At 61.1% G+C, this 14,072-nt stretch carries 7 protein-coding genes and 1 pseudogene; 4 read left to right on the plus strand and 4 right to left on the minus strand.

What is annotated here, in order from left to right; all coding sequences use genetic code 11:
- Positions 1 to 4: 4 nt before the first annotated feature.
- The 4 genes from ACZ1JW_RS13395 to tnpC all read left to right on the plus strand — a co-directional run bounded on the left by ACZ1JW_RS13395 (position 5) and on the right by tnpC (position 2,665).
- The gene (locus tag ACZ1JW_RS13395) at positions 5 to 178 is read left to right on the plus strand and encodes a transposase (RefSeq protein ID WP_465140907.1); all 174 of its coding nucleotides are present in this window, start codon (positions 5 to 7) and stop codon (positions 176 to 178) included.
- Between the two features lie 106 nt (positions 179 to 284).
- Positions 285 to 713: an IS66-like element accessory protein TnpA gene (tnpA, locus tag ACZ1JW_RS13400; protein ID WP_465140908.1), complete on the plus strand. Its 429-nt coding sequence runs from the start codon at positions 285 to 287 to the stop codon at positions 711 to 713.
- Between the two features lie 13 nt (positions 714 to 726).
- A complete protein-coding gene (gene tnpB / locus ACZ1JW_RS13405; RefSeq protein WP_292934092.1) occupies positions 727 to 1,083 on the plus strand; it encodes an IS66 family insertion sequence element accessory protein TnpB in 357 nt (118 codons plus the stop codon).
- Positions 1,084 to 1,114: 31 nt separating this feature from the next.
- Positions 1,115 to 2,665: an IS66 family transposase gene (gene tnpC, locus ACZ1JW_RS13410; protein WP_465140909.1), complete on the plus strand. Its 1,551-nt coding sequence runs from the start codon at positions 1,115 to 1,117 to the stop codon at positions 2,663 to 2,665.
- 501 nt (positions 2,666 to 3,166) lie between these two features.
- On the opposite strand, the gene ACZ1JW_RS13415 is transcribed toward tnpC, so the two are convergent.
- The 4 genes and pseudogenes from ACZ1JW_RS13415 to ACZ1JW_RS13430 all read right to left on the minus strand — a co-directional run bounded on the left by ACZ1JW_RS13415 (position 3,167) and on the right by ACZ1JW_RS13430 (position 13,992).
- Positions 3,167 to 4,228, minus strand: coding sequence for an IS91 family transposase (locus ACZ1JW_RS13415; RefSeq protein ID WP_465140910.1), 1,062 nt, complete (start codon positions 4,226 to 4,228; stop codon positions 3,167 to 3,169).
- Between the two features lie 4 nt (positions 4,229 to 4,232).
- Positions 4,233 to 5,141: pseudogene (locus ACZ1JW_RS13420) on the minus strand (tyrosine-type recombinase/integrase).
- Positions 5,142 to 5,341: 200 nt separating this feature from the next.
- Positions 5,342 to 11,110, minus strand: coding sequence for a DUF4011 domain-containing protein (locus ACZ1JW_RS13425; RefSeq protein ID WP_465140911.1), 5,769 nt, complete (start codon positions 11,108 to 11,110; stop codon positions 5,342 to 5,344).
- Positions 11,107 to 13,992: a class I SAM-dependent DNA methyltransferase gene (locus ACZ1JW_RS13430; protein ID WP_465140912.1), complete on the minus strand. Its 2,886-nt coding sequence runs from the start codon at positions 13,990 to 13,992 to the stop codon at positions 11,107 to 11,109. The genes ACZ1JW_RS13425 and ACZ1JW_RS13430 overlap by 4 nt, the downstream gene beginning before the upstream one ends.
- Positions 13,993 to 14,072 lie beyond the last annotated feature (80 nt).

Raw genomic sequence — 14,072 nt, forward strand, 5'->3', positions numbered from 1 at the left:
TCCTGTGAGCAAGGGCGCGCAGCGGTTCGAGATCTTCACGGGCAAAGGCAAGCGGCGGGACTGGCCACCGGAGGTCAAGGCCTCGATTGTCGCGGAGTGTTATGCCGGTGCCGAACGTATCGGCGCTGTCGCGCGGCGGCATGGGCTTGATCCTTCGCAGGTCTATGCGTGGCGGTAAGCGCTGTTCTGCCTCCACCTTGCGTGGGTGATGCCCAGCGTGGAGTTTGCGCGACCTGATTGGGGCTGAGGGCGCTACTCCTATGATAATCCCGTGTGATGATCCTGTGAGCAAGGGCGCGCAGCGGTTCGAGATCTTCACGGGCAAAGGCAAGCGGCGGGACTGGCCACCGGAGGTCAAGGCCTCGATTGTCGCGGAGTGTTATGCCGGTGCCGAACGTATCGGCGCTGTCGCGCGGCGGCATGGGCTTGATCCTTCGCAGGTCTATGCGTGGCGGAAGGATTTGCGCAAACAACTGGAGGATCAGGCTCAGGCCTTCCCATTGGCCGAACCAGCCACCGCGACGTTCGTACCTGCAGTGGTCGAACCGGCAACGCGACCAGATCCGGCACCTACGCGCCGAACTCGGCGCAGGCGACATTCCACAGTTGCTGCTGTCGAACTGGAGATCGATGGCGTGGCAGTGAAAATCGCGCGCGGCGCTGATGCCAGCGTTATCGCCGCCGTAATCGAAGCGCTCAAGGCCCAGAGATGATTGGGACGAGGCGATGATCGGACTCGGTGCCGGCACGCGCGTGATGGTTGCAACGCGTCCGGTTGATTTTCGTAAAGGGCCTGACGCGTTGGCCGCGCTGGTCAGCGCCGAGTACGGCAGCGATCCCTTTTCCGGCGTGATCTACGTGTTCCGGGCCAAGCGCGCCGACCGGATTAAACTGGTCTGGTGGGATGGCACCGGCCTGTGTCTGATGGCCAAAAAACTTGAGCAGGGCGGCTTCAGGTGGCCGGGTATTCAGGACGGTGTGATGCGGCTGACGGCAGCGCAACTGGGTGCGCTTCTCGAGGGGCTGGACTGGCGCAGGGTGCATGGCGGACGCAAGCCCATAGCCCCGCAAATTGCCGGTTGACGGGGCTTTCTCCTGCTGATTCACTGCGTCCATGCTCATGGAAGCGGACCTTCCCGAAGACCTTGAAGCGCTGCGTGCGTTCGCCCTTGAGCAGTCCCGCAAGCTCGCCGATGTAATGGCCGCCAAGGGCGAGGCAGACGCCGAGATCGAACGGCTGCAGTCGATTGTCGATGCCTTCATGCGGCACCGGTTCGGTGCGCGTTCGGAGCAACTTGACCCTGACCAACTGCAGCTAGGCCTTGAAGATGTCGAGACGGCGCTGGGCCAGGCCCGTGCGGCACGCGACGCGGCGATCGGCAAGCCCAGCTCCGACCGACCACGCAAGGCCAACCGCGGTTCACTGCCTGCGCATCTCGAGCGGATCGAGCAGGTTGTCGATGTCGAGGAAGTGGATGGCATCCGGGCTTGCCCTTGCTGCGGCGGGGCGCTCCATCAGATCGGCGAGGACGTTGCCGAGCGTCTCGACGTCGTGCCAATCACCTTCCGCGTCCTCGTCACGCGCCGTCCTCGGTACGGCTGCCGTTCGTGCGAGAGCGCGATCGTGCAGGCCCCGACACCGGCAAGGATCGTTGAGGGCGGCATTCCCACCGAAGCGCTGATCGCACAGGTCCTGGTCGCAAAATACGCCGATCACCTGCCGCTATACCGGCAAGCCCAGATCTACGCGCGGCAAGGTATTCAACTGGATCGCTCAACGTTGGCGGATTGGGTTGGCAGAGCAGCATGGTATCTGCGCCCCTTGCGCGACCACATCCTGGAACGATTGCGACGATCCGAGCGATTGTTCGCCGACGAGACCACCGCACCGGTGCTCGATCCCGGGCGCGGCCGGACCAAGACCGGGCAGCTGTGGGCCTATGCGCGCGACGATCGCCCATGGGGCGGCGATACCCCGCCAATGGTCGCTTATGTCTATGCTGCCGATCGCAAGGGAGAACGGGCCGAGGCCCATCTCGGAGATTTTGCCGGTATCCTGCAGGTCGATGGCTATGGCGGCTACACCGCACTGGCCAAGCGCCGGCAGCAGATCGTGCTCGCGTTCTGCTGGGCACACGTCAGGCGCAAGTTTTACGAGCTGGCCGACAATTCTCCGGTCGCCATCGAAGTGCTGCAGCGGATTGCGGCACTCTACAAGATCGAGGACGATGCGCGCGGGGCCTCTGCCGAACAGCGCCAGCAAATCCGGCAAGAGCGCAGCCGCGTCATTATCGGCGACTTGCGGATCTATCTCGAGACCAAAAGCCGCCAGGTCAGCGCGAAGGCCAAGCTTGGCGAAGCCATACGCTATGCGCTGACGCGCTGGGCCGGCCTCTCACGGTTCCTCGATGACGGCCGTGTTGATCTCGACAGCAACGCCGTCGAACGCAGCATCAGGCCGCTCGCTCTGAACCGCAAAAACGCCTTGTTCGCAGGATCAGACGAAGGCGGCGACAACTGGGCGGTGATCGCCACGCTGATCGAAAACTGCAAGCTGAGCGGCATCAATCCGCATACCTGGCTGACGCAGGCGCTCGGAAAACTGGCCAACGGTCATCCAGCAAACAGCGTCGGCGAACTCATGCCATGGACCGCCGTGGCCTGAGAACAGCGCTTACGTACGACCACTTATGAGGCGCGAAGCTAACGAGATGGTTCGCTACCGTGAGCGTCGGCTATGCCGATGACCGCTGCTAAAAGCGGCCATTCCGGATCGTCCGCAAAGGCGGTCTTAAGACAGAAGACTTGCTCAGCTCCAAGAATGACCGCTTTCGGCGTTACTGGACGCCGCCACGAGCAACGGCGAACGGCTGCAATGTCGAAGGGTTTCGGGCGCCGGGAGGCGTACGAAAGTCTGACATGTACGACCCGCGGGAGGCAGGCGTTGCGCTATGGGGATTTCAGTTCGGCGCCCTGGGAGATATGGCGTCAGAGCTGATGGGGCACACTACTTGGGCACCAGATGGTTGGCATGTCTGCCCGATTGGCCAAGCTAAACGGCCCGTGCTGGCGTGGTCCGGGGCGGCTCGGATGGGATCTGTTCCCCGCCAACGCATGCGCCATGGTTTCCTGCCACGGTGGTTCGGCAGGATGGATGTGAGGCAGGTCACGCCGGGTCATGACACAGTGCTCCGGCCGGCAGCGACCGGCTCGGCGGTGCGCGCGGTTGGCGCCAGCGTTCGAAGGTCTCGATAATGACCATGTGCCCACCGCAGCACGGGCATTGCGGGCGGTGATCGGTAGGCTCGTCGGGTTCGGGTTCCTCGGCCGGCGCAGCGACGCCCAGCAGTCTGCGAGCCAGCGCCATGGCGTCCTTGTGGGTTGAACTGGCGAGCAGACCGTAATGCCGGATACGGTGGAAGCCGCGGGGCAGGACGTGGATCAGGAAGCGGCGGATGAACTCATCGGTCGCGAGTGTCATGACGCTCTGGCGTTCAGGACCATCACGGCGATAATCCTTGAACCGCAACGTGACGCCGGCCTCGCCGAAGCTGATCAATCTGCGGTTCGAGATGGCAACCCGGTGGGTGTAGCGCGACAAGTAGGCCAGCACGGCTTCGGGGCCGGCAAACGGCGCCTTGGCATAGACCACCCAACGCTTCTTGCGGACAGGACCGATGTGCCGCCCAAAGGCGCGCCGGTCCGTGAGCGCGGCAAGCGATCCGAAGAAGGCAAGCTTGCCGGCCTGGTGCAACTGGATCAATTGCGTGAGGAAGAGGCGGCGGAACAGCGCTCCCAATACCCGTACGGGCAAGAGAAAGGCAGGGCGCGACGAGATCCATCGCGAGCCGTCCAGCGCTATGCCGCCGCCAGGTACGACCATGTGGACGTGGGGGTGATGCGTCAGGGCTGACCCCCATGTATGGAGCACGGCCGTGATCCCGATCCTGGCACCGAGATGCTTGGGATCGGCCGCGATCGTCATCATCGTCTGCGCCGCTGCCCCTTGGCACTTGGGACAGTTCCGGTTGCGACAACTGTTGTAGGCGATCCGCCACTGCCCGCAGTCCTCGCAGGCTTCAACGTGACCGCCCAGAGCAGCGGTGCGGCAGTTCTCGATCGCCGTCATTGCCTTCAGCTGGGCGAGGCTCAGGTGCCCGGCGTGGGCGTTCCGGTATGCGGGGCCAGCGGCGCGGAAGATGTCTGCCACCTCGAGTGAGGGGCGCAACGGCTCAGCCGTCCGGTGCGACCTCGTCCTTCGGGGCCGTCGCCAACCTGTCCAGCGGGCTGATGACCGCTCGCACCGTCCGGGTGGCCACCGTGGTGTAGAAGGCGGTTGTCTCGAGGTTCGCATGCCCAAGCAGTGCCTGGATGATCCGGATATCGACGCCGTCCTCCAGCAGATGCGTGGCGAAGCTGTGCCGCAGGGTGTGGGGGCCTACCCGCTTTTTTAGGCCTGCGGACTCTGCGGCATCGACCACGATGCGGTGAAGCTGCCTGGTGCTGAGCGGCTTGAGGTAATGCATTCCCGGAAACAGCCAGCCATCGGCATGCATGACACCCTGCTGTCGGCCGACCGTCCACTATTCGCGCAGCAGGGTGAGCAGATCAGCGGGCAGCAGGGCATTGCGATAACGCCCGCCTTTGCCGCGCTCGACCCGCAGGAGCATGCGCTTGCTGTCGACATCGCGGACCTTGAGCATGGTCACCTCGGCGGCGCGCAGGCCAGCCCCATATGCGACCGACAGCGCCGCCTTGTGCTTGAGGCAGTTGGTTGCTCCCAGCAGTTGCACCACCTCGTCGCGGCTGAGGACAACGGGCAAGGCGCGAGGATTCTTGACCGTATGCAGCCTGCGGGACAGGTCAGGGCGGTCAATCGTGTGCGTGAAGAAGAAGCGTAAGGCAGAAACGATGCTGTTGAAGGTCGGGATGCCCAGGCCTGCCTCGCGCTGTTCGACCTGGAATTGCCGCAGATCCTCGACAGTCGCGGTATCAGGAGGACGGCCCAGAAAAGTGGCAAACCGAGCGACGTGGCGCACGTAGTCGAACTGGGTCTTGCGGGTGAACCGGCGCATGTTCATGTCTTCGATCATGCGCTGCCGCAGCGAGTTGGCGGGGGCATCAGGCAGAACGTTGGTCATCGTACGACTCCTTGGTTGAAAGGAGCCACAATCGTCTGCCTACTCCGCGCAGACCTCAACTTCGACCAGACCGCCGATCAGCGGGAAGACCTCAAGGCAAACACCACTCCCGCGCCAGCGGGTTCGTACAAGTCCCACTTGTCGCCGATCGCCAGCACCAATACCGCACTGTGGTGATTGCTTTGGTGCCAGAACTGTTTTCAACCCTCTTGATGTTCGTCAATTGAGCGTCGCGCGACCTCGCGGATCGCCGCATAGAGGTCGTATGAGATGAAGCGGTCGCCCGTTCTCGCTACGCGACCCTCATACTCCGACTTAGGGATTTGAACCTGCCCGCCATATAGTCGCGGAGACGCGGTCGCTCGCTTTATGACTTCCACTTCCCCAAGGAAGTCGTCCAACTTCCAAAGCTCATACCTCAGTCCTTGAAGTGCCTCGTAGGGCTGAATGTCGTCGACCATGCGCAGCTTTCGTCCCATCGGCTGACGCGTTTCAACAACGTCCTCGCTCCCGCTGTTTTCGAGCGGAAGTTCATCGCTTTGAGCGTGAACGCCGTCGGACGCCAATTCTTGACTATGAGGTATAGACGGCAACAACTCACCACCGTTCGCGATCTGATTTTGTGTGTCGTCGAGCGGACCTAGTTGGCTTATAAGCTTATCGCGGATCCCATCGAGCCAGCTGATCAGTTTCGCGGTCTCTCTAGCTGGATCCGCGAACCAATCTGTCGACCATACGCGATATATCCTCCAGCCTAACCCTTCGAGGACAGACTGCCGGATATGGTCACGATCGCGGACGCTCAACCCCGAGTGGTAAGGCGCGCCATCGCATTCAATCCCGGCGATGAAACCTATGGGGCATGAAGGGTGTCGCACGCCTAGATCGATGCGGAACTTCTCGACACCGACCTGGTAGACCACGTCGTAGCCCGCATCGCGGATTGCATCGGCGACGAAGATCTCGAAATCACTATCGGTCTCGCCGCCAGATGCGTCCTCATATTGTGCGCCGTTATGGGCATAGGTCAGGTACGCTTTGAAGGCGATGAGACCGCGGGATGATGTTTCGACGACCTTGATATCGTCGGGTCGCAGCGACGTAATGAGGCGGCAGGACAATTTGGCGCGCGTCACCAAGACGTTCAGGCGACGCCAGCCAACTTCACGGTTGATGAGACCAAAGTTCTGACGGACCTTGCCATTCTTATCGGGGCCGTAAACCGTCGATATCAATATGATATCTCGCTCGTCGCCCTGTACGTTTTCCAAGTTCTTGATGAAGAACTCATCGACCGTTCCGGCGAAGGCCTCCACGTATCGGCGCACCTGATCTTCTTCAACGATCAGCCGATCAAACTCATTCTTGATGAGCTCGGTTTGCTTGGCATTCATCGCGACGATGCCGATGGAGCGTTCAGGGTACCTTTGCATCAGGCCAAAGGCCTGTTCGATCGTCACCTCTGCTTCGCGCTGATTGATCGAAGCTTCGTACTCGGTGTCTGAGTGGATTGTTGGTACGAAGATGCACTTGACCCCCATCAGATCATCTTCGTTTCCAGATGGGCTCGGAAACACCACCAGCTCGCGATCATAGAACTGCCGGTTCGAGAACTGGATCAGCGATTCATGCTGCGACCGGTAATGCCATTTCAGCCGGCGCTTCTTTCGGAAGCGCTGGTTGGCCAGGTCCAGAATGGACTCCGTCCCTTCGTCGACGCCAACACTGTTGGCGTCATCATCCTCGTCGACGGTGCCGCCCATTTGGAATTGGTCGCTTGGGGGTAGCTGGTTCGCGTCGCCGACCACAACAAATTGCTTTCCTCGAAGGATACAGCTCAGGGAAAACTCCGGCCGCATCTGGGAAGCTTCATCGACAATCAGCAGGTCGAACGAGTGTGTTCCCGGCTTTATGAACTGCGCGACCGAGGTCGGGGACATCATCCACACGGGCTTGAGTGCTTGTAGCGCACCACCAGCGCGGTGGACCACGTCGCGGAGAGGCGTGCGTGGTCGCTTGAGTGCCACTTCGCTAAGGATAAGGCCTAGATCAGTGTACTCCGACTTCCTGCCATAGGACTTGCCTTGGGGAACCGAGTCAGAGAGCCGCCGTCCAACAATCGATGCGGCCTCCAACTTGTGAAGGTCCTTGTCGATCTGCCGAAATGCTTTCCGGGCCGCTTCGAGCGACAGGCTTCCCAGACGGGAGAGTTCGTTTCCGTCGCTGCCGAGAAAGCTCCGCAGCAGCGCTGCTATCAGCAGGAGCTCGTAAGCGTCGGCCAGCTTTGCAGGTTCGACGATATTCTCATCTGCGGCGGTGCTGAGAGCTGATATGCTTCGCTCAAACAAGGACGCCCGGTACTTTAGAAGGTCAGCGGCTAGGCTCGCTCCGTCTCTGTCGGTACTCGCCAAGAGCAGCTCGATTGACAATGAATTCCAGGAGGTACTCCCGACCAGTTCCTCGGGAGCGAGGCCAACGACCTCGTTGCATTCTCTAGCACAGGCAGACCAGCCAGCGAGAGCAGCCGCCAAAACCTGTGACGCACCAACCAGCTCAGAACAGAGTGCGGCAGGTGTGGCGCTGGCTGCGAGAAGTTCGAGGACATCCAGAGGGCCTTCAGCAGCCTCGACGGAATCCAGCTCTTCCGAGGACGTCTGAAGTGAAGTCAGATCCTCCTCAATACCGCCAACCCATGCGAACAGCCCGCCAGACCCGGAGCGTCGCTCATCGAATTCCAATCGGATCGCATTGAAAAGACCGATCCGTTCCGCGATTGTGGCGGAGCCATCCCACAGACGGCACCCCGGGCGCAGTCTTGTGGTTCTTGCGGCTTGGTCCAACCTCGCCAGTGCATCCTTGTCTGCAACAGCCAGATCCGCTGCCTCACCCAGCGAGACCTCGCCAAAGCCCGAGCTCACCAGCTGACCCAGAACTCCTGAAACACGAGCGCAGCTTGCTGCCAAACGTGGTCTATCGGTGATCTCGCAATGCAGCCACCAACCAAGAAGGCCTATCTCATCGAGCACCGCGAGCTTGTTGGCGGCGTCGGCAATCGTGGTGCACGCGAGCCGGAGAGACGTAAAATCGCTATCAATTCCGTCCCAAAGCAATGGCGGAAAAAGGTGTTTCGCCTTATTCCTTGTCTCGAACGAGGCCGTTGTCCGTAGCAGCGTCGAGATACGTCGGAGCGAAGCAGCGGCCTCCTCGCGATTGCTGACTTCCCCAAGGTAGCGAACCGCCTGCCGGTATGCGGTGCGATATCGACCGCTAAAGCGTCCGAAGAAGCCAGTTCCTTCCAGGATGTCCGCTGTCGCATCGAGCACTTCCGGCTCGGCAGTAGACGCTTCTTGCCTCGCTATTTCACGAAGTGCAGCCCTCTCGGCGCGAAGATCCAACGCTTCTTTTTCTGCGCCAGCGATGATCGGAGCAGCCTGCGGGTCTGCCAGTTCCTGGCGAAGCATCGTGCTGCTTGCCGGGGGCAGCTCAGCGAGCTTTGCAATGCAAGCACATACTTCTTTGGCGTTCCGCACAGGCGTCTCGGCACCCGCAGCTAGCCGTTCGATGAGCCGATCGAGATCTCGTCCTGCCGCAGCAAGCTGGCGAGTGAGTTCCTCTGCTGCCCGCAGCGTGGGGACGATGTCGGCGGCAACGTCCGGGCAGTCTTCCATTGAGAGCGCGGTGGCTAACTCGGCGAGGGCCGCATCATCCAGCGCTTCGGGCTGCTCGACTTCCAACGACAGCGCATGCTTCAGCTTGGTCCACTTTGCCTGCAAAACGAGCAAATCGTCGGCTACCTCCGGTGCATGGAGTGCTGCCGCGACAATGGCTTCGTTTGTGCAGCTCAAAGGCTTTACCGCCGAGAGTTGCCTGTTTGCGGTTTGATAGTCCTCCGTGGCCGTCGGAAATGCGACGCCTAGCGCCGCAAGCTTCTCTGCCGCATCCGCTAAAGACCGCGCTGCGGCGCCTGCGGACGCTGCCGCTTTCAACGCCTGTGATTGATCAAAGGGGTTCAATCGGCGTGCTTTGGTCCAAACAGAGCCCTTTGCTCCAACTTTGGATAGCGCCTCGCCATATTGCTCAAGCACCTCGCGGTGCTCAGTCAGCGTCGACCGGTCGATTGATCGTGGATCGTTGGGTGACCAACGCGCTTCCAGATCAGCTATCTCTTCCCGGGTGAACCGGGAACGGAGCCGGATCTCGCGCCACGCCAGATCATGCGCCGTTGCTTCCAGCGCGCCAAGTGGCAAGCGGATCAAACTGAGATAGCGCCGCAGCAGATCGCGGTGGCGGCGGATGTCTTTCCGATTGATCTCGAGAAACTTGGGATCATGGCGCGACTGATAGTCCAGCCGTTCGTTGATGCTCGCATATACATCGGAACGGACTGCCCGATCGCCATGTAATTCGAGCAGCATGGGGCCGAACCCTGCAACGCGAAGGCGATCAGCCACGACTCTTAGCGCGGCCTGCTTCTCCGCGACAAAGAGCACGCGCTTACCTTGGGCGAGGGCGGTTGCGATCATGTTGGTGATCGTCTGTGATTTGCCAGTGCCCGGCGGACCCTCGATCGCCATATCGTGGCCAGCGGCCATGTCCATAATTGCCTTGTGCTGCGAAGCGTCGGCATCGGTGATCAGCGCCGGCACCTTCTCGGCGTTCACCGGGTCATCGATATCGATGTCGGAATCGCCGCTTGGGGTCTGCCGGAACTCGGCCGCGCCGAGTAGCCCCGGAAGAAGTCTGTGGTTGGCAAACGCGTCTTGGGGCCAGGCTTGCGGGTCAAGATCCTTCCAGAGGATCATTGGCGGGAGCACAGCCAGCGTCGCGAAGCAATTGAACTGGAGCCGATGGCCCTGCGCAAGAACGGCTTTCGTCCGGATGAAATAGGATTCTGGGCTTTCTTCATCGCGCAATTCGGGAATGTGCAGGCCCCAGTGCGCTCGTGCTTTTTCGACAAGTGCGATGTTCACTTCGAGTTCGTCGCCGGTTGCCCGCAAGGTGTACTCGAACCGGCCACGCTTGACTTCCCGATCAAGCGTCACGGGCAAGAGCAGGAGCGGTGCGTGCATGGCCACGTCCGACGTGTCGTCCTCGAACCACTGCACGAACCCGAGGGCCAAATGCAGCGTGTGCAGACCCGTCTCGCGCATATGGGTTCCGGCACGATCCCAGATCGTCTTCAGCCGCTTTTCCAGCTCCTTCCGAGTTAGGAGCACGCGGATGCTGTTGTCTTCGTGATGTTCCTGAAGTCCGTCGTCGTCACTGAACTTGAGTTCGTAGGATGGATCGAAACCGTGCGCGCGGGCAATCGCCGCCACATCGAGCGTTTTGCCGTAGCTGACTTTTGGCAAGCCAAGCTGCTCGCGAACCCGAGAGCGCAGCAGCCGCTCTGCCTCTTGTAAGGTCCGAACTTCGCTTTCGCTGTCGCCGAGGTTCTCTGTTGCCTTATGGAACTCGAGATCGATCAGGCGCGCTCGCTCGTAGGCAATCCGAAACTCAGGTGTCAGTTCGTCAGGTGGAGTCTGATCCTCACCGGGGAGAGGTTCGAAGCCCATCGTCCCTTCGTTCAGTCGCTCCCACAGGAGGTCTGGACGCTCATCAACGATGCGCAGTTGCGACGCGCTGCGCGACGTATGTTTGAACGAGATCAGCGGGGATTTACGTGAAAGGTCGATGAGCTTGGCGCGGAGCTTCGCGACGGCTGCATTTGTCCATTCTCGGGCTTGCTGGGAAACAGGGTCTGGCTGCACTCGCGCACTCTTCAAGGCTGGACTGACATAGGTCGGCTTGGCGAGATCAGCCAGCCAGGTGTCGACGCTCGAACGGAGTTTGGTGGCAGCGTTCGTATTCCGATAGTTTAGTTCGGACCGAACGAGGAGAAGCTCGGCTGCATTCTGCCAGTTACGCTCAGCGATTGCGATCAGTTCGTCGATGGACTTGTTGCCCAAGGGACGTTGGAATGCAGTCACTTTGATGATCGCTCCTGATTGAGCCGGAAGAGGCGACTGAGGATCTCGTCATCAGTCAGCGATCCGGCTCGAAAGTCATCGCCCCAATCATATGCATCCGCAACTGCTTCATCCAGAGCGCGGTGCGCATGATCGAGCCACGCGGGTCGCGCATTATAGAGATTGGTCAGCGTGCGCTTGGTGAGTTCCTTCGCCGCCGCCTCGTTCTTGGGCAGGATGCGGTCGGGATAGCCGGGCACCACCTCCGGCTCGCGCACTACCAGATCGGGCGGATTGAGCCAGTTTTCGCGCAGTTCGTTGAGCCGCGCGGCGGCTTTAGCGATGCCCTGCGCGCGGGGATCATCGGCATAGTCGGAGGCGGGGAGGTTTGGCGTCAGGCCTTCGGGGAAGGGGAAGGTTTCGAAGGTGGTGGACGGAGTGTAGCGCGGATCATTCCCCGCGCCGAGAAACGTGCCCATGCGCAGCGACCACACTTCATGGAAGCGCGAGTGAAGAATGCCGAAGGTGGTGTCGTCATCGCGGGCGATTACTACCAACTGGCAGTCTGGAAGGACTATCGGCTCGAACCAGCAAAAGAGGCGATACTTGGCGACGCGCGGTGTTGCCAGATACCTCGGAAGCGTGGCTATCGCCTTTCGCATCGCAGGTCGGGGCCGCTGGTGAATCCACCAAGTCGCTTCGGTTCGAACCTCTCTGACTCCTGATCGTTGCCTTTGCACGTTCTGTACGATGAAGTCGTATGGCCGCTCGTAGAGTGCAGCGGCCTCTTCCGTCATGCTCGTTCCGAAATCGACGATCCATCGCCCCGAAGGTCTACGGGTTACATCCATCCCATTGGACCAAGGCACTAGAACATCTGAGTTTTTGCGGCCGTTCGGATTGCTGGGCGCTAACAGCATTTCTCGTGCGATCTCGCCCGGCAAATCGAATGAGCCTGTCTTCTGGTCGCCAATGAAGCTGGTCGCTGTGTTCTCCAACAATACCGACGCAGCCGTCAGGTCAAACAACGCGTCGCTCAGATCAGAGTTGAGTTTTGTAGCGGCCACACCATTGAGCCGCACGCTCTCAGTTGGTCGCCTCGCAAACGCCAACAAGGATACCCGAACGGCTGCACCATCGACGGTCCAGTCCTCATCGCTCCATGCTTCGAAAATCTGGCCATGTTCGACGACCGGCTTCAGCACCTCGCGGTTGGCTCCGCCCCGGATCGAATTGGTCGCAACCAACCCCGCGCGCGTCAGCTTGCCAGCCACCATCCGGTCCCAAGCGGCGGCAAACCAGTAGCACACCAGATCGGCCCCGCCGGGAACCTGAGACCACGCCTTTCGCAGTGCGTTGGTATAGTCCTCGCCCAATTCGGCGATCATCTTCTTATCGCCAAGGAACGGCGGGTTCCCAACGACAACGTCGGCATCCGGCCACCGCGCGCGCTCGCCCGTCCCCTCATCCAGCACCGCATCGCGGCATTCGATCGTGTCCAGATTGCGCAGGATCGGGTTCTTCGCCGCATCGAAGCCGTTGCGCCGCATCCACTGGATTTCGCCGATCCACACGCTCACCCGCGCAAGCTCCGCCGCATAAGGATTGAGCTCGATCCCCAGCACGCATTCCGGCCCCACGCGCGGGAAGCCGCGCGGCAACCCCAGCGCTTCAGCATCCAGATTGGCGCGGTGCTCGATATCCTTCAGCGCCCGCAGCGCGACATAGAGGAAATTGCCCGATCCGCAGGCCGGGTCCAGCACGCGGAACTGCGTCAGCCGCTCGATGAACGCGCTGTGGATTGCCCCCGCATCGTCCTTCAGCTTCTCCGCGCGGCGCTTCTCCGCCGGGGTCAGCAGCCGTTCTGCCGTGCGCTTGGGCGCGCTTTCGATCAGCACCGTCATCCGTCCCAGCGCCTCGGCCCATTCGGCCTCCAGCGGGTCGATGATCACCGGCTTCACGATCATCATGATCTTGTCGCGGTCGGTGTAATGTGCGCCGAGCTGGCTGCGCTTGGCCGGGTCCAGTCCGCGCTCAAACAAGGTGCCGAGGATCGAGGGATCGATCTGCGACCAGTCGCGCAGCGCGGCCTGATAGAGTTCCTCAACATCGTCCCGCGAAACGGGGAGCACAGCATCGTCCTGAAACAGGCCGCCGTTGAACCAGTCGATCCGCGTGAAGCCCACCTTGCCGCCCGGCTGCGCCATCGCGCCAAACAGCGTGCTGGCATTCTCCGCAAAGCTTTCGGGATCGCTGCGGCAAAGGTCCAGCATCTTCGTGAAGAGGTTGTCGGGCAGCAGACCCACGTCCTCGGCAAACATGCAGAACACCAGCTGATTGACGAAGTGCGCCACCTTGTGCGCCTCGTGCCCTCGGTCGCGCAGGCGCTGCGCGATGCCGGCAAACTCGCGCGCGGTCTCTTCGGTCAGGGCTTGGCGCGTCTTGCTGGGCTTGAAGTCTTCGGGATCGGTGAAAGCGCGTTTCAGCCGCTCGCGCACTTGCCCGTCGAGAAGGTCTTCAAGGGTGAACTCGTGAACCTCCTGCACCGTGTTGGTCCAGTTGGTGTGGATGCGGATGCGGTCCATGTCGGACACGATCAGCAGCGGCGGGTTCTCCAGCGCGACGCTGTATTGCAGAAGCTGCGCGAACGCCTTGTCGAGGTCCTTGCGCGGGCCTTTGTATTCCCATGCGAAGCAGCCCTTGCGCCAAACATCGGCCCAGCCTTCGCCGCCGGTCGTTTTTGTCGCGCCCTTTTCGAAGGCGAACCATTCGCCTTTGGGATCGGCGCTGATCGGATCGAGCACGCCCAGCAGCGCACACAGGTCGTTGAAGTGGCTCTGCGAGGCCGAGCGCTCCTTGAGCTCGGTGCCACGCCACTTGGAGATGAATTGCTGAGGGGTCATACGATCCAATGGACCAGATTTTGTCCGCATTGTCGAACGTCTGGATCAGCGAGCCACAGCTAAGTTGCAGCCTCGTTTCG

The sequence above is a fragment of the Novosphingobium sp. BL-A-28-Hi1-0D genome, from assembly GCF_055521755.1.